Source organism: Pseudomonas sp. Irchel s3a18 (genome assembly GCF_900187535.1).
Taxonomy (GTDB): domain Bacteria; phylum Pseudomonadota; class Gammaproteobacteria; order Pseudomonadales; family Pseudomonadaceae; genus Aquipseudomonas.
In genome coordinates, this window is record NZ_FYDV01000008.1 from 207,293 (window position 1) to 229,513 (window position 22,221).

Annotated in this window: 20 protein-coding genes; 7 read left to right on the top strand and 13 right to left on the bottom strand. The window is 60.7% G+C overall.

What is annotated here, in order from left to right:
- Positions 1 to 82: 82 nt before the first annotated feature.
- The 3 genes from CKW29_RS14030 to glnK form a co-directional block, all read right to left on the bottom strand.
- Positions 83 to 508: a secondary thiamine-phosphate synthase enzyme YjbQ gene (locus CKW29_RS14030; protein ID WP_095145812.1), complete on the bottom strand. Its 426-nt coding sequence runs from the start codon at positions 506 to 508 to the stop codon at positions 83 to 85.
- 212 nt (positions 509 to 720) lie between these two features.
- Positions 721 to 2,058, bottom strand: coding sequence for an ammonium transporter (locus CKW29_RS14035; RefSeq protein WP_095148688.1), 1,338 nt, complete (start codon positions 2,056 to 2,058; stop codon positions 721 to 723).
- 34 nt (positions 2,059 to 2,092) lie between these two features.
- Positions 2,093 to 2,431, bottom strand: a complete 339-nt coding sequence (gene glnK / locus CKW29_RS14040) for a P-II family nitrogen regulator (RefSeq protein ID WP_002555808.1) — start codon at positions 2,429 to 2,431, stop codon at positions 2,093 to 2,095.
- A 415-nt stretch (positions 2,432 to 2,846) separates the two neighbouring features.
- Between glnK and CKW29_RS14045 the strand changes: the two genes are divergently transcribed.
- Together CKW29_RS14045 and CKW29_RS14050 are read left to right on the top strand one after the other, a co-directional pair.
- Positions 2,847 to 3,107, top strand: coding sequence for an accessory factor UbiK family protein (locus CKW29_RS14045; RefSeq protein WP_095081948.1), 261 nt, complete (start codon positions 2,847 to 2,849; stop codon positions 3,105 to 3,107).
- Positions 3,108 to 3,351: 244 nt separating this feature from the next.
- Positions 3,352 to 4,845, top strand: a complete 1,494-nt coding sequence (locus tag CKW29_RS14050) for a YifB family Mg chelatase-like AAA ATPase (RefSeq protein ID WP_095145808.1) — start codon at positions 3,352 to 3,354, stop codon at positions 4,843 to 4,845.
- A 13-nt stretch (positions 4,846 to 4,858) separates the two neighbouring features.
- On the opposite strand, the gene CKW29_RS14055 is transcribed toward CKW29_RS14050, so the two are convergent.
- Positions 4,859 to 5,779 (bottom strand): LysR substrate-binding domain-containing protein, encoded by a 921-nt coding sequence (locus CKW29_RS14055; protein WP_095145806.1) that lies wholly within the window; start codon positions 5,777 to 5,779, stop codon positions 4,859 to 4,861.
- Positions 5,780 to 5,937: 158 nt separating this feature from the next.
- Here CKW29_RS14055 and CKW29_RS14060 point away from each other — a divergent pair, with 158 nt between their 5' ends.
- Positions 5,938 to 7,335 (top strand): NorM family multidrug efflux MATE transporter, encoded by a 1,398-nt coding sequence (locus tag CKW29_RS14060; protein WP_095148699.1) that lies wholly within the window; start codon positions 5,938 to 5,940, stop codon positions 7,333 to 7,335.
- 60 nt (positions 7,336 to 7,395) lie between these two features.
- On the opposite strand, the gene CKW29_RS14065 is transcribed toward CKW29_RS14060, so the two are convergent.
- A complete protein-coding gene (locus CKW29_RS14065) occupies positions 7,396 to 9,069 on the bottom strand; it encodes a bifunctional diguanylate cyclase/phosphodiesterase (protein ID WP_095145805.1) in 1,674 nt (557 codons plus the stop codon).
- A gap of 265 nt (positions 9,070 to 9,334) precedes the next feature.
- Between CKW29_RS14065 and rep the strand changes: the two genes are divergently transcribed.
- Positions 9,335 to 11,344 (top strand): DNA helicase Rep, encoded by a 2,010-nt coding sequence (rep, locus tag CKW29_RS14070; RefSeq protein ID WP_095148689.1) that lies wholly within the window; start codon positions 9,335 to 9,337, stop codon positions 11,342 to 11,344.
- A 211-nt stretch (positions 11,345 to 11,555) separates the two neighbouring features.
- Positions 11,556 to 12,128: a xanthine phosphoribosyltransferase gene (locus CKW29_RS14075; RefSeq protein ID WP_095081958.1), complete on the top strand. Its 573-nt coding sequence runs from the start codon at positions 11,556 to 11,558 to the stop codon at positions 12,126 to 12,128.
- Positions 12,129 to 12,222: 94 nt separating this feature from the next.
- Here CKW29_RS14075 and CKW29_RS14080 read toward each other — a convergent pair whose 3' ends face one another.
- The 7 genes from CKW29_RS14080 to dadA form a co-directional block, all read right to left on the bottom strand.
- Positions 12,223 to 14,145 (bottom strand): acetyl-CoA hydrolase/transferase C-terminal domain-containing protein, encoded by a 1,923-nt coding sequence (locus CKW29_RS14080; RefSeq protein ID WP_095145802.1) that lies wholly within the window; start codon positions 14,143 to 14,145, stop codon positions 12,223 to 12,225.
- Positions 14,146 to 14,498: 353 nt separating this feature from the next.
- A complete protein-coding gene (locus CKW29_RS14085) occupies positions 14,499 to 15,524 on the bottom strand; it encodes an IS110 family transposase (RefSeq protein ID WP_095148690.1) in 1,026 nt (341 codons plus the stop codon).
- 111 nt (positions 15,525 to 15,635) lie between these two features.
- Entirely contained in the window at positions 15,636 to 16,049 is a 414-nt protein-coding gene (locus tag CKW29_RS14090; protein WP_095146323.1) for a cytochrome c5 family protein, read from the bottom strand.
- A 182-nt stretch (positions 16,050 to 16,231) separates the two neighbouring features.
- Positions 16,232 to 16,780 (bottom strand): cupin domain-containing protein, encoded by a 549-nt coding sequence (locus tag CKW29_RS14095; protein WP_019694258.1) that lies wholly within the window; start codon positions 16,778 to 16,780, stop codon positions 16,232 to 16,234.
- A 128-nt stretch (positions 16,781 to 16,908) separates the two neighbouring features.
- On the bottom strand, positions 16,909 to 17,982 hold the full coding sequence (gene alr, locus CKW29_RS14100; RefSeq protein ID WP_095148691.1) for an alanine racemase: 1,074 nt from the start codon (positions 17,980 to 17,982) through the stop codon (positions 16,909 to 16,911).
- Between the two features lie 88 nt (positions 17,983 to 18,070).
- Positions 18,071 to 18,424, bottom strand: coding sequence for a RidA family protein (locus CKW29_RS14105; RefSeq protein WP_095148692.1), 354 nt, complete (start codon positions 18,422 to 18,424; stop codon positions 18,071 to 18,073).
- Positions 18,396 to 19,700: a D-amino acid dehydrogenase gene (gene dadA / locus CKW29_RS14110; protein ID WP_095148693.1), complete on the bottom strand. Its 1,305-nt coding sequence runs from the start codon at positions 19,698 to 19,700 to the stop codon at positions 18,396 to 18,398. The genes CKW29_RS14105 and dadA overlap by 29 nt, the downstream gene beginning before the upstream one ends.
- Positions 19,701 to 19,856: 156 nt before the next feature.
- On the opposite strand from dadA, the gene CKW29_RS14115 reads away from it, so the two are divergent.
- Positions 19,857 to 20,345: an Lrp/AsnC ligand binding domain-containing protein gene (locus CKW29_RS14115; protein ID WP_003177284.1), complete on the top strand. Its 489-nt coding sequence runs from the start codon at positions 19,857 to 19,859 to the stop codon at positions 20,343 to 20,345.
- A gap of 48 nt (positions 20,346 to 20,393) precedes the next feature.
- On the opposite strand, the gene CKW29_RS14120 is transcribed toward CKW29_RS14115, so the two are convergent.
- The gene (locus CKW29_RS14120) at positions 20,394 to 20,747 is read right to left on the bottom strand and encodes a YkgJ family cysteine cluster protein (RefSeq protein ID WP_095081970.1); all 354 of its coding nucleotides are present in this window, start codon (positions 20,745 to 20,747) and stop codon (positions 20,394 to 20,396) included.
- Between the two features lie 151 nt (positions 20,748 to 20,898).
- On the opposite strand from CKW29_RS14120, the gene CKW29_RS14125 reads away from it, so the two are divergent.
- A complete protein-coding gene (locus CKW29_RS14125) occupies positions 20,899 to 22,209 on the top strand; it encodes an FAD-binding oxidoreductase (RefSeq protein WP_095146320.1) in 1,311 nt (436 codons plus the stop codon).
- The last annotated feature ends 12 nt before the right edge of the window (positions 22,210 to 22,221 follow it).

Sequence of the window (22,221 nt, forward strand, 5' to 3'; positions counted from 1 at the left end):
AAAAGCAGATTAGTTATAGCCCAGCTTCGTCGTCTGTCGACGACTGCCAGAAAAAATTCAACACCCGCTGGTAACCAGCGGTTTATGCCCCTTCACCGTGCACGGTGGCGAGGACTTTGCGAGCACCGCCTTGATCACGGTGCTCGCCCAGATAAACACCTTGCCAGCTACCTAACGCCAACCGGCCCGCCGTGATCGGCAAACTCAACTGACAGCCTAGCAAACTGGCCTTGAAGTGCGCCGGGAGGTCGTCCAGGCCTTCGTCGTTATGCTCATAGCCGGCTGCGCCTTGTGGGATCAGCCGGTTGAAAAACCGTTCGAAGTCACGACGTACCGCCGGATCGGCGTTCTCGTTGATGGTCAACGACGCCGAGGTATGCTGCAGCCACAAATGCAACAGACCCACCCGACATGCCCTGAGTTCAGGCAGGCCGGCGAGCAACTCGTCCGTTACCAGATGAAAGCCCCGAGGCCTTGCCCGCAGGGTAATCAGAGTCTGTTGCCACATACAGTTCTCCGCACGTTCGGGGCGCATTCTAGCGCGCTCTGGGAAAAAACAAAGACCCTAATATTCCTGCAATGCTGTAAGCCATCGACCCTACAAAATCGTTCGGCGCAAAGGCTAAAAAACACGCCTGAAAAAACCTTTCAGCCCGCTTCTCACGGTCAAACGCCAGGCAAAAAAAAGCCCGGCAAGCCGGGCGATTTCTTTGCGCTGGCTTACAAGTTGTAGCCACGCTCGTTGTGTTGTGCCAGATCGAGGCCAACGGCTTCTTCCTCTTCGGTAATCCGCAGCCCCATGACCGCATCCAGCACCTTGAGAATGATGAAGGTCGCGATGGCGGTGTAGATCACCGTGAAGCCCACGCCTTTGCACTGAATCCAGACTTGTGCGGCGATGTCGGTCACGGTGCCGAAGCCACCCAGCGAAGGGGCTGCGAATACGCCGGTAAGAATGGCGCCGAGGATACCGCCGATACCGTGCACGCCAAAGGCGTCGAGGGAGTCGTCATAGCCCAGTTTGCGTTTCAGGGTCGTGGCGCAGAAGAAGCACACCACGCCGGCTGCCAGACCGATCACCAGGGCACCCATCGGGCCCACAGTGCCAGCAGCGGGTGTAATGGCCACCAGACCGGCGACGACACCCGAGGCGATACCCAGGGCGCTGGGTTTGCCGTGGGTTAGCCATTCAGCCAGCATCCAGCCCAGGGCTGCAGCGGCGGTCGCGATCTGAGTGACCAGCATCGCCATGCCGGCGGTGCCGTTGGCCGCCAGGGCGGAGCCGGCGTTGAAGCCGAACCAGCCCACCCACAGCATCGCAGCGCCCATCAGGGTGTAGCCCAGGTTGTGCGGAGCCATGGGGGTGGTCGGGAAACCTTTGCGCTTACCCAGTACCAGGCACGCCACCAGACCGGCAATACCGGCGTTGATGTGCACCACGGTGCCGCCCGCGAAATCCAGCACGCCCCAGTCCCACATCAGGCCGCCGTTGCCCGACCAGACCATGTGGGCAATCGGTGCATAGACCAGGGTGAACCACACGCCCATGAAGATCAGCATGGCGGAGAACTTCATCCGCTCGGCAAAGGCGCCGACGATCAGCGCAGGAGTGATGATGGCGAACGTCATCTGGAAGGTGATGAACACCGCCTCAGGGAACAGTGCCGCCGGCCCTGTCACGCTCGCTGGCGTGACACCGGCGAGGAACGCCTTGCCCATGCCGCCGACGAACGAGTTGAGATTGACGACGCCCTGCTCCATGCCGGTGGTGTCGAACGCAATGCTGTAGCCATAAATGACCCACAGGATGCTGATCAGACCGGTAATGGCGAAGCACTGCATCATCACGGAAAGAATGTTTTTGGAGCGCACCATGCCGCCGTAGAACAACGCGAGGCCTGGAATGGTCATGAAAAGCACAAGGGCAGTAGCGGTCAACATCCAGGCGGTGTCGCCGGCGTTGAGGACCGGGGCCGCCACTTCGTCTGCCGCCATGACCAGGCTGGGCATTACGAAGGACAACAGGGCTCCTAGCCCTGCGATTTTACGCAGAGTCATATTGTTTTCTCCTGGGGCGTTGGGGTTTGGCGGCTTAGATTGCGTCGGTATCGGTTTCGCCGGTACGGATGCGAATAGCCTGTTCCAGATTGACCACGAAGATCTTGCCGTCACCAATCTTGCCAGTGTTGGCCGCCTTGGTTATCGCCTCGATAACCCGATCAAGATCCTTGTCGTCGATGGCGACATCGATCTTCACCTTGGGCAGGAAATCGACCACGTACTCCGCGCCACGATACAGCTCGGTGTGACCCTTCTGCCGACCGAAGCCTTTGACCTCAGTGACGGTAATGCCCTGCACGCCGATCTCGGACAACGACTCGCGCACGTCATCCAGTTTGAACGGCTTGATGATGGCAGTGACTAGCTTCATGAAAACTCTCTCCCGAATTGGTGGACTTGCCCCAGGAAAACAAACCCGTCTCAAGTCTAAGCGCAGTGCCTGGCTTTGTAACGCACCGTCGGCCCTACCTGCCCGACTGACGCCAGTTAACCGCTCCTGACGAAACTCCCCGCTCCGCCTGCCGCACTGCATTCGTCACAGCGACTGCATCAGTGCATGGGTTACTCAAGTCTTAGCAGAAAGCTTGCCATCTCCTGAAAAGTCACTGATTTCAATCCCTTGCCCGCGACCGCGAGCACTTTCCCCGATTTCCCCTCATCGATACGCACGAAAACAGTGCACCGACGGGCGGCCATGTGCGCGAAAACCGTGCGACCCGGTGCGCACAAATGACCATAGACGCTGCGTGATACACTGCCAGCCATCAGTTTTAAGGACCCTTACCATGCTCGCGCCCAAAGACCTCCTCGACGCCCTGAGCGGCCACGCCTCCCGCCTGTTCAGCGGCGAAACCCCGCTGCCGAAAAGCGAAATCGAAAGCCAGTTCAAAGCCCTGCTGCAAAGCGGCTTCAGCAAACTGGACCTGGTGAGCCGGGAAGAGTTCGACAGCCAGATGGTCGTCCTGGCGCGCACCCGGGCGCGGCTGGAGAGCCTTGAGGCAAAAGTGGCGGAACTGGAAGCGAAGCTCAACCCGCCCGCCGAATGACCCCCTTACAGTAGGGGCAGCCGCTCGATGCTCGAGCGCTCGCGCTGGGCGTCAACGATTACGCGTGCTTTCTGAATAAACGCGACGCTCTTGCGTTCATCACGAGCGCGCTCGCGCCTACAAATGCCCCCCGTCTGCAACATTCTGCGAACGTTTGCCCGCCCTTGCGCGGCGCTAAAACACCTCTATGCAACTACCCTTGAGCTACCGCAGGAAGCGGCCTTCTCTCGCTCAAGGAATGACCATGTCTCTGTCTATCGTCCACAGTCGCGCCCAGGTGGGCGTTGAGGCGCCTGCTGTTACCGTCGAAGTCCACCTGGCCAACGGCTTGCCGTCGCTGACGATGGTCGGTTTGCCCGAAGCGGCGGTGAAGGAAAGCAAGGACCGGGTGCGCAGTGCGATCATCAATTCAGGGCTGCAGTTTCCGGCGCGGCGCATCACGCTGAACCTCGCCCCCGCTGATTTGCCGAAGGATGGCGGGCGGTTCGACCTGGCGATTGCCTTGGGAATCCTGTCGGCCAGCGTGCAAGTACCGACGTTGACCCTCGATGATGTGGAGTGCCTGGGAGAGCTGGCACTTTCCGGTGAGGTGCGGGCGGTTCGCGGGGTATTGCCGGCGGCCCTCGCGGCGCGCCAGGCCGGACGCGCGCTGGTGGTGCCCTGGGCGAATGCCGAGGAGGCTTGCCTGGCCTCCGGATTGAAGGTGATTGCGGTGAATCACCTGCTGGAAGCGGTCGCGCATTTCAATGGTCACACACCCGTCGAACCCTATACCTCCGATGGTTTGCTCCATGCCAGCAAGCCCTATCCCGACCTGAATGAAGTGCAGGGCCAGATTGCGGCCAAGCGGGCGCTGCTGATTGCTGCCGCAGGAGCGCATAACCTGCTGTTCAGCGGGCCACCGGGCACGGGAAAAACCTTGTTGGCGAGTCGTTTGCCTGGGCTGTTGCCACCCCTGACAGAGAGCGAAGCACTGGAAGTGGCGGCGATTCAATCGGTCGCCAGCTGCGTGCCATTGAGTCATTGGCCGCAACGGCCCTTCAGACAACCCCATCACTCTGCTTCAGGCCCGGCGCTGGTCGGCGGCGGTTCGAAACCGCAGCCCGGCGAAATCACCCTGGCCCATCACGGCGTGCTGTTCCTCGATGAGCTTCCAGAATTCGACCGCAAGGTATTGGAGGTGTTGCGCGAACCGCTGGAATCCGGCCACATTGTGATCTCGCGTGCCCGGGATCGCGTGCGTTTCCCGGCCCGCTTCCAGTTGGTGGCGGCCATGAACCCCTGCCCCTGTGGCTACCTGGGCGACCCCAGTGGCCGCTGCTCCTGCACGCCGGACATGGTCCAGCGCTACCGCAACAAACTCTCCGGCCCCCTGCTTGACCGTATCGACCTGCACCTGACCGTCGCTCGCGAGGCCACCGCGCTCAATCCCGCCGCCCAACCCGGCGACAACACCGCCAGCGCCGCCGAGCGTGTCGCCCACGCCCGGGAGCGCCAGCACAAACGCCAGGGTTGCGCGAACGCCTTTCTCGATCTGCCCGGCCTGCGTCAGCACTGCAGACTATCCAAGGCTGACGAACACTGGCTGGAAAGCGCCTGCGAACGGTTGACCCTGTCCCTCAGGGCGGCCCATCGCTTGCTCAAGGTCTCGCGCACCCTGGCGGACCTTGAACAAGTGGAACACATCCAGCGCGACCACTTGGCCGAGGCGCTGCAATATCGACCTTCGAGCCAGTGAACAGTGCGTCGGTTCAGTCCAGGCGCTGGACGTCCGGCAACTCCATGGCCTGTACCTCACCCTGCAGGAAGTCACTCAGACGACGCAAACGCTCGCCTCCCGGACGGGTTTTCGGCCAGACCAGGTAGTAGTTCAGGCCACTGGCAACGGCGGTCGGCCACGGCAGACTCAAGCGTCCTTGAGCCACGTCCTCGGCCACCATCAGCAAGTCACCCATCGACACGCCATACCCACGGGCGGCGGCAATCATCCCCAGCTCCAGGGTGTCGAACACCTGCCCGCCCTTGAGCGACACCTGCTCGGACAGGCCCATGCGCTCCAGCCAACTGCGCCAGTCGCGGCGATCCGGGGTCGGGTGGAGCAATTCGGTGCTGGCCAGACGCTCGACGTCCCAAGGCTGATCATTCAACAGATTCGGCGCGCCCACCGGGATCAACAATTCCGGGAACAGATAACTGGCTTCCCAATCCGGCGGAAAATGCCCATTGCTCAGCAACACCGCACAGTCGAAAGGTTCGTGATTGAAGTCCACCGAGTCGACATCCATCCAGGCGCTGGTCAACTGCACCTCATTACCCGGCTGTAGATGCCGAAAGCGACTCAGGCGCGCCAGCAGCCAGCGCATGGTCAGGGTCGAAGGGGCTTTCATGCGCAAGATGTCGTCTTCGGCGCGCAAGGTATTGCAGGCCCGCTCCAATGCACCAAAACCTTCGCGTATCCCCGGCAACAGCAAGCGCGCAGCCTCGGTCAATTGCAGATGACGTCCGCTGCGTTGAAACAACCGGCAGGCAAAGTGATCTTCCAGCGTGCGTATATGTCGGCTGACGGCACTTTGGGTGATCGACAATTCTTCGGCGGCGCGGGTGAACGAGCTGTGTCGCGCGGCGGCTTCGAATGCGCGAAGGGCATACAGCGGTGGAAGACGACGAGACATCGATAGAGCTCCTGCAGCGCAATGGGCCAACCCTAGCAGAATCTCTCAAGCATGAGTTTTAATCATGCCAGCGATCGTTTTTATCCCTTTGTGCAAACACCTGGAAGCGCCGAGAATCAGCCGCTCCCACATTTTCTGACGAAACGAGCGTGATGATCATGCAGCATCCAGCAAGGACCGAACTCTGGGCTATCCTGCGGCTGGCGGGGCCGTTGATCGCCTCGCAGTTGGCACACATGCTGATGATCCTCACCGATACCCTGATGATGGCCAGGCTCAGCCCGGAGGCGTTGGCCGGTGGCGGCCTGGGCGCGGCGACCTATTCGTTCGTGTCGATTTTCTGCATCGGGGTGATCGCCGCGGTCGGTACCCTGGTGGCGATCCGTCAGGGTGCCGGCGACATCGAGGGCGCTGCACGGCTGACCCAGGCCGGACTCTGGCTGGCGTGGTTGATGGCGCTGGTGGCAGGCTTGCTGCTGTGGAACCTCAAGCCGGTGTTGCTGCTGTTTGGGCAGACAGAAACCAACGTACACATGGCCGGGCAGTTCCTGCTGCTCCTGCCGTTCGCCCTGCCCGGCTACCTGAGCTTCATGGCACTGCGCGGGTTCACCAGCGCCATCGGCCGGGCCACGCCAGTGATGGTCATCAGCGTGGTCGGCACCGTGGCCAACTTCCTGCTCAACTACGCGCTGATCACCGGCATGTTCGGCCTACCGAAAATGGGCCTGATGGGCATCGGCCTGGTTACGGCCATCGTTGCCAACTGCATGGCGCTGGGCCTGGCCTGGCATATCCGTCGGCACCCGGCATATGACGCATACCCGTTGCGCAAGGGCCTGTCACGCCCCAATCGCCAGTACCTGCGAGAGCTATGGCGACTGGGCCTGCCTATCGGCGGCACCTACGCGGTAGAAGTCGGGTTGTTTGCGTTCGCCGCGCTGTGCATGGGCACCATGGGCAGCACGCAATTGGGCGCGCATCAGATCGCCCTGCAAATCGTCTCGGTGGCGTTCATGGTGCCGGCCGGGCTGTCTTACGCAATCACGATGCGCATCGGCCAACACTACGGTGCCGGGCAATTGCTCGACGCGCGTCTGGCTGGGCGGGTCGGGATCGGATTTGGTGCGTTGGCGATGCTGGGCTTTGCCATGGTGTTCTGGCTGCTGCCCAACCAGTTGGTCGGGCTGTTCCTGGACCATGACGACCCGGCGTTCGCCGAGGTGATCGCCCTCGCGGTGAGCCTGCTGGCCGTCGCGGCCTGGTTTGAGCTGTTCGATGGCGTACAGACCATCGCCATGGGTTGCATACGCGGCCTGAAAGACGCCAAGACCACCTTCCTGGTGGGCCTGGGTTGCTACTGGCTGATCGGCGCACCCGCAGCCTGGTGGATGGCCTTCCACCTGAACTGGGGGCCGACGGGCGTCTGGTGGGGGCTTGCGTCAGGGCTGGCCTGTGCGGCGGTGAGCCTGACGCTGGCGTTTGAGTGGAAAATGAAGCGGATGATTCGCCTGGAGCCAACGCCAGAGCAGCATTTGCGGAACGCCCAGACAGATTGAGATCTCAGTGGGGGCGAGCAGGCGGAGTGCCGCCCGGCTCTCTCCCACATTGGCTCGTGGTCAGCCCACCACGTCCATGATCGCCTGCTGGCTGCAGCCGAAGGTCAGGTACTCCACCAGCTCCGCCAACGGCAGCGGTTTGCTGATCAGGTAACCCTGCACCTGGTCGCAACCAAACCCCTGCAACAATTCCAACTGCTCCGGGGTTTCAACACCCTCGGCGACCACTTCCAGATGGAGGTTGTGCGCCAGGTTGATCATGGCGTGGACCAGCTTGCGATTCTCTTCGCGCTGTTCCATGCCGCCGACAAAGCTCTTGTCGATCTTCAGCAAGGTAATCGGCAGGCTGTTGAGGTGCACGAACGATGAGAACCCGGTGCCGAAGTCATCCAGGGAAAAGCGCACACCCAGCCGTCCCAGCGCGTCCATGGTCTGCTTGACCAGGTCACTGCGGCGCATCACCGCGGTCTCGGTCAGTTCGAACTCCAGCCACTGCGCTTCGACGCCGCGCTCGGCGATCAGCCGGCTCAAGGTCGACAGCAACTGACTGTCCTGGAACTGGCGAAACGACAGATTCACCGCCATGTGCAACGCTGGCAAGCCGCGTTCACGCAGCGCCTGCATGTCACGCAGGGCCCGGGAAATGACCCAGTACCCCAATGGCACGATCAAGCCACTCTGCTCGGCCAACGGCACGAACTCGCTCGGCGGCAACAAGCCGCGCTCGGCATGCCGCCAGCGCACCAGGGCTTCGAGGCCGACAATCTGCCCGTCATCCAGGTTCAATCGCGGCTGGTAGTGCAACTCCAGCTCATCGCGACGCAAGGCGCGGCGCAATTCGCTTTCCAGGTCAGCCATGCTGCGGGCGTTGCGGTTGATACGTTCGTTGAAGATATGAAAGGTACAGCCCTGGGTACTCTTGGCCTGCTGCATCGCAATGTGTGCGTGCCACATCAGTGGGTCGGCACCGGCCTGGGCCCGGGCATGGGCAATCCCCAGGCTGGAGCCGATCAACAGGCTTTCACCGTCCACCCAGTAGGGCTCGGACAAGGCTTCGGTAATGCGCTCGGCCATCCATTCGGCGCGTTGTGGCGCGCGACGGGTGTCGATGAGCAAGGCAAATTCATCGCTGCCCAGGCGCGCCAGTTGATCGCCAGCCTCAAGCTGGCTCTTGAGCCGCGAGACCACCTGCAGGATCAACCGGTCACCGGCCTGATGGCCAAGGGCATCGTTGGCATGACGAAAATTATCGAGGTCCAGGTGCCCCAACGCCAGGCCACGGCCTTCGTTTTCCGCCAGGCGTGCCGCCAGCAGGGTCTGAAACCCCTGGCGGTTGGCGATACCGGTCAGCGGGTCCTGCTCGGCAAGACGCTGCAGGGTGCTTTCCAGCACCCCGCGCTCACGCACGTGGCGCAAGCAGCGACGCAAGGTATCGGCATCCAGGACATCGCGCACCAGCCAGTCACTGACACCAACCGGTGGCGGGGACGGTTCATGTTCAAGCAACAATACCGTCGGCAGGCTGCACCGGCCCGGCTCCGGTTGCAGAGATGGAACCGTCAGCAGCACCGCGCTGTGGCTTTCGGTGAATAGGCTGCTCACCGACTCCCAGGTCGGTGCACTGATCAGCACAGCCGAGCTCCCCATGGGAACCAGACACTCGCGCAACAACGCTGCCCACGCTGGCTCTGGTGCCAGTAGCAGCAAACGCAAGGGTTCGACAGGCGTAGACAAGCTAGCTCCCTAGACTCTGCAAAAGATGTTGGCGGCGGGCATTATGACGCGCAGATAATCAGGAGCAAATGGTATTGATTATCAAACACTGTGTTGTACCGCTCTAAATCGAACATTAGACGCAAATTCAGCACGCATCCTGCGCGAAAGTAACAAAACCGGCAAATTTAGATCGCGTGGTACGTCACAAGTCGGAGAGAGGCGGCAGAATCCGTGCATCCTGTTAAAATGCCCGCCCTTTTCGTAATCGACCCCTTTTTCCGTCATGTCCCGACTCAATCCCCGGCAGCAAGAAGCCGTGAGCTACGTCGGCGGCCCTCTTTTGGTGCTCGCCGGTGCAGGCTCCGGCAAGACCAGCGTGATCACCCGCAAAATTGCCCACCTGATCCAGAGCTGCGGCATTCGTGCGCAGTACATCGTCGCCATGACCTTTACCAACAAGGCCGCGCGCGAGATGAAGGAACGGGTCGGCACGTTGCTCAAGGGTGGCGAAGGGCGCGGCCTGACGGTCTGCACCTTCCACAACCTGGGACTGAACATCATCCGCAAGGAGCATGTGCGCCTGGGCTACAAGCCCGGTTTCTCGATTTTCGACGAGACCGACGTCAAAGCCCTGATGACCGACATCATGCAGAAGGAATACTCGGGCGACGACGGCGTCGACGAGATCAAGAACATGATCGGCGCCTGGAAGAACGACCTGATCCTGCCGCCCGAGGCGCTGGAAAACGCCCGCAATCCCAAGGAACAAACCGCCGCCATCGTCTACACCCACTACCAGCGCACGCTCAAGGCGTTCAACGCGGTGGACTTCGACGACCTGATCCTGCTGCCGGTCAAGCTGTTCCAGGAACACGCCGACATCCTCGAGAAGTGGCAGAACAAAGTCCGCTACCTGCTGGTGGACGAATACCAGGACACCAACGCCAGCCAGTATTTGCTGGTGAAACTGCTGATCGGCACGCGCAACCAGTTCACCGTGGTCGGTGACGACGACCAGTCGATCTACGCCTGGCGTGGCGCCCGCCCGGAAAACCTGATGCTGCTCAAGGACGACTACCCGTCCTTGAAAGTGGTGATGCTGGAGCAGAACTACCGCTCCACCAGCCGCATCCTGCGCTGCGCCAACGTGCTGATCTCGAACAACCCCCACGAGTTTGAAAAGCAACTGTGGAGCGAGATGGGCCATGGTGACGAAATCCGCGTCATCCGCTGCCGCAACGAAGACGCCGAAGCCGAGCGCGTGGCCGTGGAAATCCTCAGCCTGCACTTGCGCACCGACCGCCCGTACAGCGATTTCGCAATCCTCTATCGCGGCAACTACCAGGCCAAGCTGATCGAATTGAAGCTGCAACACCACCAGGTGCCCTATCGCCTGTCGGGCGGCAACAGCTTCTTCGGGCGCCAGGAAGTCAAAGACCTGATGGCCTACTTCCGTCTGATCGTGAACCCGGATGACGACAACGCTTTCCTGCGGGTGATCAACGTCCCGCGCCGGGAAATCGGCTCGACCACCCTGGAAAAGCTCGGCAACTACGCCACCGAACGCAAGGTCTCGATGTACGCCGCCACCGACGAAATCGGCCTGGGCGAACACCTGGACAGCCGCTTCACCGACCGCCTGGCGCGCTTCAAGCGCTTCATGGACAAGGTGCGCGAGCAGTGCGCCGGCGAAGACCCGATCTCGGCCCTGCGCAGCATGGTCATGGACATCGACTATGAAAACTGGCTGCGCACCAACAGCTCCAGCGACAAGGCTGCCGACTACCGCATGGGTAACGTCTGGTTCCTGATCGAGGCGTTGAAAAATACCCTGGAGAAAGATGAAGACGGTGAAATGACCGTCGAAGACGCGATCGGCAAATTGGTGCTGCGCGACATGCTCGAGCGTCAGCAGGAAGAGGAAGACGGCGCCGAGGGCGTGCAGATGATGACCCTGCATGCCTCCAAGGGCCTGGAATTCCCCTACGTGTTCATCATGGGCATGGAAGAGGAAATCCTTCCCCACCGCTCCAGCATCGAAGCCGACACCATCGAGGAAGAACGCCGCCTGGCCTATGTCGGGATCACCCGCGCGCGCCAGACCCTGGCCTTTACCTTTGCCGCCAAGCGCAAGCAGTACGGCGAGATCATCGACTGCTCCCCGAGCCGTTTTCTCGATGAGCTGCCGCCGGACGACCTGGCCTGGGAAGGCAATGACGATACCCCGACCGAAGTGAAAGCCGTGCGTGGCAATAGCGCATTGGCGGATATACGCGCGATGTTAAAGCGCTAGAATTGACTACTTTTTTAACTGAACATAGGCATGGCCAGGCGCTGTGAAAACGTAGCGAGCGAAGGTAAGACAAGGCAAAAACAGGCGAGGAACGGTTGGAGTCGCACTCGACTTTACTGGCTGTAAATGAGCATTCCGAGCCTGTTTTTAACGCAGGATTACCGAGCGCAGTAGTTTTCACAGTGCCTGGAGCGCCATCAGAGGAAGCTTCATGGAAGCACTGCACAAGAAAATTCGCGAAGAAGGCATCGTGCTTTCCGACCAGGTCCTGAAAGTCGACGCCTTTCTGAACCACCAGATCGACCCGGCCCTGATGAAGCTGATCGGCGACGAATTCGCTGCGCTGTTCAAGGACTCGGGCATCACCAAGATCGTTACCATCGAAGCCTCGGGCATTGCCCCGGCGATCATGACCGGCCTGAACCTGGGCGTTCCGGTGATCTTCGCCCGCAAGCACCAGTCCCTGACCCTGACTGAAAACCTGCTGTCGGCGACCGTGTACTCGTTCACCAAGCAGACCGAAAGCACCGTGGCGATCTCCCCGCGCCACCTGACCAGCAGCGACCGCGTGCTGATCATCGACGACTTCCTGGCCAACGGTAAGGCCTCGCAAGCGTTGATCTCGATCATCAAGCAGGCCGGCGCCACCGTGGCAGGCCTGGGGATCGTGATCGAGAAGTCGTTCCAGGGCGGCCGCGCCGAACTGGACTCGCAAGGCTACCGCGTCGAATCCCTGGCCCGGGTCAAATCCCTGGCGGGCGGCGTCGTGACTTTTATCGAATAAGGGCAGCTGCAAGCCCTGAGCGTCAAGCCGCAAGTACAAAGCAGCACCTGTGGGAGCGAGCAGGCTCACTCCCACAGGTGTTTTGTGTTGGCGGTTACTGCACAGTAGCCTTCAGCCCCGCCAGCAACAATCGCTGATACAAATCCTCCTTCAGCCCCTCAGGCTTGGCCAGTTGCATCCGCGCAAGGTGAGCCGGATACTGCGACGGCTCCGGTGCGTCCAGCGCAGCCTTGCCCAACTCGAGTATCTCGGTCAGCTTGAACTTGCTCTTGAGCCAGTTCAGCGCCCGCAACAAGTCCCGCTCCTCGCTTGTGAAATCACTGCCCAGCGGATACTCCGGAAACAATCGCGGGTGTCGCGCTGCAATCACCTGCAGGCGCTGCGGGGTGTTGTCGGTGAAGCGCGGCTCAAGGCTGAAATCCTTTGGCAGCTTGCCGACCTTCTGCGCCTGCTCGATCAGGCCCAGCTGGAAGCGCGAGTCGCTGATATTCAACAGCGCCTCGATCACCTTGGCATCGGTTTTACCCCGCAGGTCGGCGATGCCGTACTCGGTGATCACGATATCGCGCAAATGCCGCGGGATGGTGCAGTGGCCGTATTCCCAGACAATATTGGAGCTGACCTCGCCAGCCGCCTCGCGCCAGCTGCGCAGGATCAGAATCGAGCGCGCCCCCTCCAGTGCATGGCCCTGGGCAACAAAGTTGTACTGCCCGCCCACGCCACTCAACACCCGCCCATCCTCCAGTTGATCGGCCACTCCAGCCCCCATCAGCGTTACGGTGAAGGCACTGTTGATGAAGCGCGCATCCACACGCTGCAAGCGCTTGAGCGCCTCGTGACCATACAACTCGTTGATGTAACTGATGGCGGTCATGTTGAACTCGGTGAGTTTGCTGTGGGGCAAATCACGCAGCCGCTGATAGAAACTGCGCGGCCCGAGGAAGAAACCACCGTGCACCGAGACGCCGCCCTGCTGTGACGATTCGTCGAGGGTGCCGGCGTTGGCTTGCTGTTGCAGGGCGACGCTCGGATAAACCTTGCGCCGTACGATCCCGGCGTCGGACAACGCGAGCAGGCCGTTGACGAACATCTCGCTGCAACCGTAAAGCCCCTTGGCAAACGGCTCCACACCGCCTTCACGACTGATCAGCGGCGCCCAGTAGTGGACATCGAGGTCCGTCAGCAGCGCGCGATAACCGTCGTTGTCTGCCTGGCGCGCCAACAACGCAGCCGTCAGGGCATCCCCCATGGAACCGATGCCGATCTGCAGGGTGCCTCCGTCGCGCACCAGGGTGCTGGCGTGCAGGCCAATGCAGTGATCCTGCAAGCCCACTGGCATGTTCGGCGTGGAGAACAGCGTACTGCCCTCCACTTCGTCGAGCAACAGGTCAAACGCCTCGCGCCCCAATTCCGAGTCGCCGGGCATGTACGGCAGATCGCTGTGCACCTGGCCCACCAGCAAGATGGTTTCTCCTGCGGCCCGGCGCCTGGCGATCATCGGCAGCAGATCAAGGGTGATGTCCGGGTTGCAGCTCAGGCTCAGACGAGCCGGCTGCCGCGGATCATGCGCCACCAGTTGCGCCACCAAGTTCAAGCCCGCCGCATTGATGTCCCGGGCGGCATGGCTGTAGTTGCTGCTGACATAGTCTTGCTGCGCCGGCGCACTGTGCAACAAGCTGCCGGGCTGCAAGAAAAACTGCTCGATGTGAATGTTGGGTGGCAGCGAGTCGCGATGCAGGTCGGCGAGGTAATCCAGCTCGGGATAATCGCCAAACACTCGCTCAACGAAAGGTTCCAGGAAACGCCGCTGCAACCCGTCGCCCAATGACGGGCGCCCCAGGCTCAATGCGGTATAGACCGTCAGCTGCCGTTCGGGCAGTTGGGCAATGCGTTGATAAAGCGCATTGACGAAGCGGTTGGGCTTGCCCAGCCCCAGAGGCAGGCCGAGGTGAATGTGCGCAGGCAACCGCGCGAGCACATCATCGACTGCCTGTTCGATTGAAACGGACAGCACCATCAGAGCCTCCCGACCTATCCATGAGTTGAGATCGTTCGAGCTTGCCGGGTCTGGCCCGCGATGACCAGCCTCCTGATCAAATCGCGGGCACAAAAATCTATGGTCACCCCCATTTTTGCAATACTGATAAACGGGTGAAGTGGTTGGCTTGCATAAATCTATCCGGCGTCTGTTTGGGGCATGCCCCAGCGCCACGATGAGAGTCGCGCCTGACGATCCTGAAAAATCCGACGGCTTCTGAAGCCGATTTTTGTGTCAGGTTCTTCGCCAGGCCGGTGGGCCGTTCACGTCATCTGTTGTTCAGCTATCGCAAAACCTGAAAGGTGATTCGTGGCACAGCAACAACCGCAGGGTCAGGCGTTCAAGGCGTCTGGCCCTGTTTCATATTGCGTATGGTGGGCGGCTATCGCCCACGCGATCCGCGCCAGTTTGTTGGCCAAGGCGCAGGCCACCACATTCGAGTGTCGTCGCCCAAGCAATGAACGAACCCAGTCGGCCAGCGCTCCTTTTTGATGTTCCAGCCTCTGCATATAAACCCGAGCACACTGCACCAACAGTTGTCGCAGGTGCTTGTCACCGCGCTTGCTGATCCCCAGCAGGTTGGCCTTGCCGCCCGTGCTATATTGTCTGGGCACCAGGCCCACGGAGGCGGCGAAATCGCGGCTGCATTTGTACTGTTTCCCATCGCCCATCTCGACAGCCAGCAGGCTGGCGGTGATCGGACCAACACACGGCAGGCTCAGCAAACGGCTACCCAGATCATCGTCGGCCAGTTGGCCCGCCAGCTCTTTATCCAGCGCCTTGATTTGCTCATCCAGGTAACTGAAGTGCTCATACAGGCGTTGCAGCAACACCCTCAACCGAATGGGCAACTCGTGCTCGGCCAAGACACTCGCCAAACGCTTCATGATTGCCAGGCCTTTGGGCAGGCTGATACCAAACTCCAACAGGAAACCGTGCATCTGATTAGTGGTTTTGGTGCGCTCATGCACCAGCGATTCACGCAGACGGTGCAGAACAGACAGGGTTTGCTGGGCTGCGGTTTTAGGCGTAACGAAGCGCATCGATGGACGTGATGCGGCCTCGCAAATAGCTTCGGCATCCACGAAGTCGTTTTTGTTGCCTTTAACGAAGGGCCGAACGAACTGTGGAGAAATCAGCTTGGCCGTATGTCCCATCGCCGTCAGTTGGCGAGCGACAAAGTGCGCCCCGGCGCAGGCCTCCATCACTACGACGCAGCTCGGCAGGTTGCCGAAAAAATGCATCATCTGTGCTCGCGTGAGCTTCTTGTGAAACACCTCTCGGCCCGCAGTGTCTTGGCCGTGCAGGTGAAAACTGTGTTTACCGAGATCGATACCGATCAGCGCTGACTCACTCATGATGATGGCCTCCGAAAACAAAACACCCTGCGAAAGCGTAGCCCTCGCAGGGTGTGGGGGTGACCATCTCATTAAGCCGCTCGAAAGCGGCTTTTTCGCTGAAGATGAGGCTTACTTCAAGCCGGACATCTTCTGGATAGCGCCTTTCAGATCAGCGTCGGAGCAATCTGCGCAGGTGCCTTTAGGGGGCATTGCGTTGATGCCGGTAATCGCTTTTGCCAGGATGCCGTCAAGGCCGCCCTGGTGATCGGCACGTGCTTTCCAGGCAGCGGTATCACCGATTTTCGGTGCGCCCAGCAGACCCGAGCCGTGGCAAGCATTGCAGTGCTTGGCAATGATCTCGTCCGGCGTTTTCGCTCCACCGCCGCCTGCCGAAGCAGCGACTTCCATCCCTTTGCACTCTTGACCTTGCACACAGACCTGGCCGACTGGTTCAAGGCGTTTAGCAATATCGTCGGTAGTCGCAGCTTGAGCGCTGACTGCCCAAAGGGCCAATACGGTTGCTGGTGCGGCCAGCATTTTCATAATTAGGTTCACGCGTACACCCTCAATGGTGGCTAGTCACGCCCACGGCCACGGTTTCGCAGGCGGGCGCAAGTATAACGGTTAGCCCGCCACACTGAAACAACCCTAAAGTCCAAGGGGTATTAAGTAATGACGAAAAACGGCTCGGGCGGCTCGCAAAACCTCGGCGGACGCCTCTTTTCTTAAAAATTCGCGGGTGTGGCTGCGCTGATTAGTCGCGCCGGCGCATCAAACGGATTGCGGAAACGGTGTGGCTTGGTGCTTTCAAAATAGTAGCTGTCGCCAGCTTCCAGCACAAAAGTCTCCAGACCGACCACCAACTCCAGCCGTCCTTCGAGCAGGATTCCGGTTTCTTCGCCCTCATGGGTGAGCATCTCTTCCCCGGTGTCGGCACCGGGTGGATAGATCTCGTTGAGGAAGGCGATAGCGCGACTCGGATGGGCCTTGCCGACCAGTTTCATGGTCACGGCACCATCGGAGATATCAATCAGCTCGTTGGCCTTGTAGACAATCTGAGTCGGCTTTTCCTGAAGAATCTCTTCGGAAAAGAACTCGACCATGGACATGGGAATACCGCCAAGCACCTTCCTCAGCGAACTGATGGAGGGGCTGACGCTGTTTTTCTCGATCATCGAAATGGTGCTGTTGGTGACACCCGCACGCTTGGCGAGCTCACGCTGGGAAAGACCTTTCAGTTTACGGATCGATTGCAGTCGTTCACCGACGTCCAATGCATTAGCCTCCCAGGATTCAGATTGTGTGGATAGTGAACGTTATCATGGCGACAGCGTTCAGTATTTACAACACTTGAGCCTGAGTCCTGTTCGGCAAAGCGACTTCCGGTCAGCCCCGCGCCCCGTCAGTCCCCGCTATAGAGCCGTGGCACGCGACGCAGATTGCAGAATATCTGGTAAGGGATGGTGTCGGCGGCCATCGCCACATCACTGGCCAGGATGTTTTTACCCCACAATTCGACCGTCGAACCGAGGCCCGCCTGAGGCACATCGGTCAAATCGATGCACAGCATGTCCATCGACACCCGCCCCAGCAGCTGACTGCGCTGCCCGGCCACCAACACGGGCGTACCGGTAGGCGCCTGACGCGGATAACCGTCGGCATACCCCATGGCGACCACGCCAATGCGCATCGGCTTCTGGGTGATGAATCGGGCGCCATAACCCACGGGCTCGCCAGCGGGCAGTTCGCGTACGCTGATGACTTTCGATTCGAGGGTCATCACGGGCTGCAAACGCGCGGCAACCGGATTGGCCTCCTCGAAGGGTGTCGCGCCATAGAGCATGATGCCCGGTCGCACCCAATCGCTCGGCACCTGAGGCCAGCCGAGCACGGCGGGCGAATTGCGCAAGCTGACCTGCGCCGACAACCCCTGGCGCGCGGCTTCGAACACCGCGACCTGCTCTGCGGCACTGCTGTTGTCGAGCTCATCCGCGCGAGCGAAGTGACTCATCAGCACAATCTTCGACACCTTGCCGCTGGCCAGCAGGCGCTGATACGCCGCTTGATAATCCGCCGGATGCAGGCCGACCCGGTGCATGCCCGAGTCCAGCTTGAGCCAGACCGTGATCGGCTGGCGCAAGGCGGCTTTCTCGATCGCCTCGAGTTGCCAGAGCGAATGCACCACGCACCAGAAATCATGCTCGACGATCAGCGACAGCTCATCGGCTTCGAAAAAGCCTTCGAGCAGCAACACCGGCGCGCGAATGCCGGCGGCACGCAGCTCCAGGGCTTCTTCGATACAGGCAACGGCAAAACCGTCCGCCTCGGCCTCCAGGGCCTGGGCGCAGCGCACCGCACCATGGCCGTAGGCATCGGCCTTGATCACCGCGAGGGCACGAGCCCCCGTGAGTTCGCGGGCCAGTTGATAGTTATGACGCAGGGCTTGAAGATCGATCAGGGCACGGGCAGGACGCATGGCGGCAGACTTCTAGGCGGTCTCGAGAGAAAAAAAACCGGCGCTGACTGGCGGCGTGAACCACCAATAGCACCGGGAGAGGGATCGTTCAAGGCAGAGCGGCCACGACCGACAGCTCGACCAAAATTTCCGGTTCGCACAGTTTGGCTTCAACCGTTGCCCGTGCTGGCGCAACGTTCTTCGGCAGCCAGGTATCCCAGACACTGTTCATGCCCTGGAAATCGGCATCAATGTCTTTCAGGTAAATCGTCACCGACAACAACCGGCTCTTGTCGGTACCCGCCAGGTCCAGCAAGCGCTCGATGTTGGCGAGGGTTTCGCGAGTCTGCTGTTCAATCCCGGCGCCCATATCGTCGCCGACCTGCCCTGCCAGATACACGGTGCCGCTGTGAACCACGATCTGGCTCAAACGCTCATTGGTGAGCTGGCGCTGGATTACCATGTTTTGCGGACTCCTGGGGGGTGTTGCCATAACGGGAAATATCGAGACCTTCAGCGCTGATCTGCGGCTTTTTCTTCGCCATCAGGTCAGCCAGCAAGCGGCCGGAGCCACACGCCATGGTCCAGCCGAGCGTGCCATGCCCCGTGTTCAGGAACAGGTTCTTGAACGGGGTGGCACCGACAATCGGCGTGCCATCCGGCGTGGTCGGACGCAATCCGGTCCAGAAACTGGCCTGGGTCAGGTCGCCGCCTTGAGGATAAAGATCGTTGACGATCATCTCCAGCGTTTCGCGTCGACGCGGGTTCAGCGACAGGTCAAAACCGGCTATTTCAGCCATGCCGCCTACACGAATACGGTTGTCGAAACGGGTGATCGCGACCTTGTAGGTCTCGTCGAGGATGGTCGAAGTCGGAGCCATCGCCGGGTTGGTGATCGGCACGGTCAGCGAGTAACCCTTGAGCGGATAAACCGGGGCCTTGATGCCCAGCGGCTTGAGCAACTGCGGCGAGTAACTGCCGAGCGCCAGGACGTAACGGTCCGCGGTTTCCAGCTTGCCGTCGATCATCACGCCATTGATCCGGTCGCCAGCGTAGTCGAGGCGTTGAATGTCTTGGCCGAAACGGAACTCCACACCCAGTTGCATGGCCATTTCAGCCAGGCGCGTGGTGAAGATCTGGCAGTCGCCGGTCTGGTCGTTCGGCAGACGCAGTGCGCCGGCGAGAATGTCGGTCACGCTGGCCAGGGCCGGTTCGACACGGGCAATGCCGGCACGGTCGAGCAGCTCGAAGGGAACGCCGGACTCCTTGAGCACAGCGATGTCTTTAGCGGCGCCATCGAGCTGTGCCTGGGTGCGGAACAGTTGGGTCGTGCCCAGGCTGCGGCCTTCATAGGCAATGCCGGTTTCCGCGCGCAATTCGTCGAGGCAGTCACGGCTGTACTCGGACAGGCGGACCATGCGCTCTTTGTTCACGGCGTAACGGCTGGCGGTGCAGTTGCGCAGCATCTGCGCCATCCAGAGGTATTGGTCGATATCGGCGGTGGCCTTGATCGCCAGCGGTGCGTGGCGCTGCAACAGCCATTTGATGGCCTTGAGCGGCACACCCGGCGCAGCCCATGGCGATGCGTAGCCCGGCGAGACCTGGCCGGCGTTGGCGAAACTGGTTTCCATGGCAGCGGCCGGTTGACGGTCCACGACCGTCACTTCAAAGCCGGCCCGAGCCAGATAGTAGGCACTGGCGGTACCGATAACGCCGCTACCCAAGACCAGAACGCGCATTTTTTATCCCTCATCGCGGCTTGTCGCCGACGTTTGTTGTGTGCAAGCAATGATGAGCGCAGTTTAAAAAACATTTGCCAGTGCTTTTCACTATATAAGTGCCTATATTTGGCGACAATTCTCGGCAAAATAGCTTTTGACGGAGGCGCATCCCCTATGCGGACCAACACTCAGACCAAACGTGAGCTGGACAAGATCGACCGGAACATCCTGCGCATCCTGCAAGCCGATGGGCGAATCTCGTTCACGGAACTCGGGGAAAAGGTCGGACTGTCGACCACGCCCTGCACGGAGCGGGTGCGCCGCCTGGAGCGCGAAGGGATCATCATGGGCTACAACGCCCGGCTCAACCCGCAGCACCTTAAGGGTAGCCTGCTGGTGTTCGTCGAAATCAGCCTCGACTACAAATCCGGCGATACCTTTGAAGAGTTCCGACGCGCGGTGCTGAAACTGCCCCATGTGCTGGAATGCCACCTGGTCTCAGGGGATTTCGACTACCTGGTGAAGGCGCGGATTTCCGAAATGGCTTCGTACCGCAAACTGTTGGGCGACATCCTGCTCAAGCTGCCCCACGTGCGCGAATCCAAGAGCTATATCGTGATGGAAGAAGTGAAAGAGAGCTTGAGCTTGCCGATTCCGGATTGAACCAAGCTGCATATGCTCGCTCCCACGCAGAGCGTGGGAGCGAGCACATCACACGAGAACCTGCCGGGTGCTGGCCATGTACGCGTGAATCTGTTTCTCGACCCGTGGATGAATCAACTCCACGGGGCCGCGACCATTGGGGCATGGCAAGGTGGGCGTGGTACCGAACAGGCGACAGATCAGTGGCCGCTCTTCGTACACGGTGCAGCCGTCGGGCCCCAGGTGCACGCAGTTCAATTCATCCATCGCCGCATCCTGCTCGGCGCGGGTCTTGCGCGGCAGGCGGGACATTTCTTCCGGCGAAGTCGTCACCGGCCCACAGCAGTCGTGGCAACCGGGGACGCACTCGAACGAAGGGATCTGCTGCCGGAGTGTGCGAACGGTCTGGCGGTTGCAGCTCATCGAAATGAATACCGGAGAAAGTGAACGGGGCGCAATTTTGCCCTAAAAGCCTGACACCAGACAGCACTGGCCGACCAGTGTTGCCCGCGCCGAAAGGTCCGGCTTATGCTCCGTAAAATTTACTCAACACCGAAAACTCAGGATCACCCCCATGCACGCCCGCGTTCAGCAACCTGTTCCGAGCAACCACACCGCCTCCTATTACGCCGCCAGCAGCCTGCCGCAGCCTGATCACCCAGTGCTCCAGGGCCAGTTGTTGGCTGACGTGTGCGTGGTAGGCGGCGGTTTTTCCGGTCTGAACACCGCCATCGAGCTGGCCGAACGCGGCCTCAGCGTGGTGCTGCTCGAGGCCCACAAGATCGGCTGGGGGGCCAGCGGACGCAACGGCGGGCAGCTGATTCGCGGCGTCGGCCATGGCCTGGACCAATTCACTGACGTGATCGGCGCAGACGGCGTTCGCCAGATGAAACTCATGGGCCTGGAAGCGGTGGAGATCGTCCGTCGGCGGGTCGAACAGTTTCAGATTGCCTGCGACCTGACCTGGGGTTACTGCGACCTGGCCAATAAACCGCGAGACCTTGAAGGCTTTGCCGAGGACGCGGCCGAACTGCGTAGCCTCGGCTATCGCTATGAGACCCGACTGCTGCAAGCCCATGAAATGCACAGTGTGGTCGGCTCCGACCGCTATGTCGGCGGCTTGATCGACATGGGCTCCGGACACCTGCACCCGCTGAACCTGGCCCTGGGTGAAGCGGCAGCGGCGCAGCAACTGGGGGTGAAACTGTTCGAACACTCGGCCGTGACCCGCATCGACTATGGCAATGAGGTCCAGGTCCACACGGCACAAGGGGCGGTGCGCGCCAAGACGCTGGTGCTGGGCTGCAACGCCTACCTCAATGATCTGAACCCGGAACTCAGCGGCAAAGTGCTGCCCGCCGGCAGCTACATCATTGCCACCGAACCCTTGAGCGAAGCCCAGGCGCATGCCCTGCTGCCGCAGAACATGGCGGTCTGTGACCAGCGCGTGGCGCTGGACTACTACCGACTCTCAGCTGATCGGCGCTTGCTGTTTGGCGGGGCCTGCCACTATTCAGGCCGCGACCCTTCGGACATCGGCGCTTATATGCGGCCGAAAATGCTTGAGGTGTTCCCGCAACTGGGTGGGGTAAAGATCGATTATCAGTGGGGCGGGATGATCGGCATCGGTGCCAACCGCCTGCCGCAGATAGGCCGGCTCAAAGACCAGCCGAATGTGTATTACGCCCAGGCGTACTCAGGCCATGGCGTCAACGCCACCCACCTGGCCGGCAAGCTGCTGGCCGAAGCCATCAGTGGCCAGCAGGGCGGAGGGTTTGACCTGTTCGCCAAGGTGCCACATATCACCTTCCCCGGCGGCAAGCACTTTCGCTCGCCGCTGTTGGCGCTGGGGATGTTGTGGCACCGGCTTAAAGAGCTGGTCTGATGCTGATTTGGT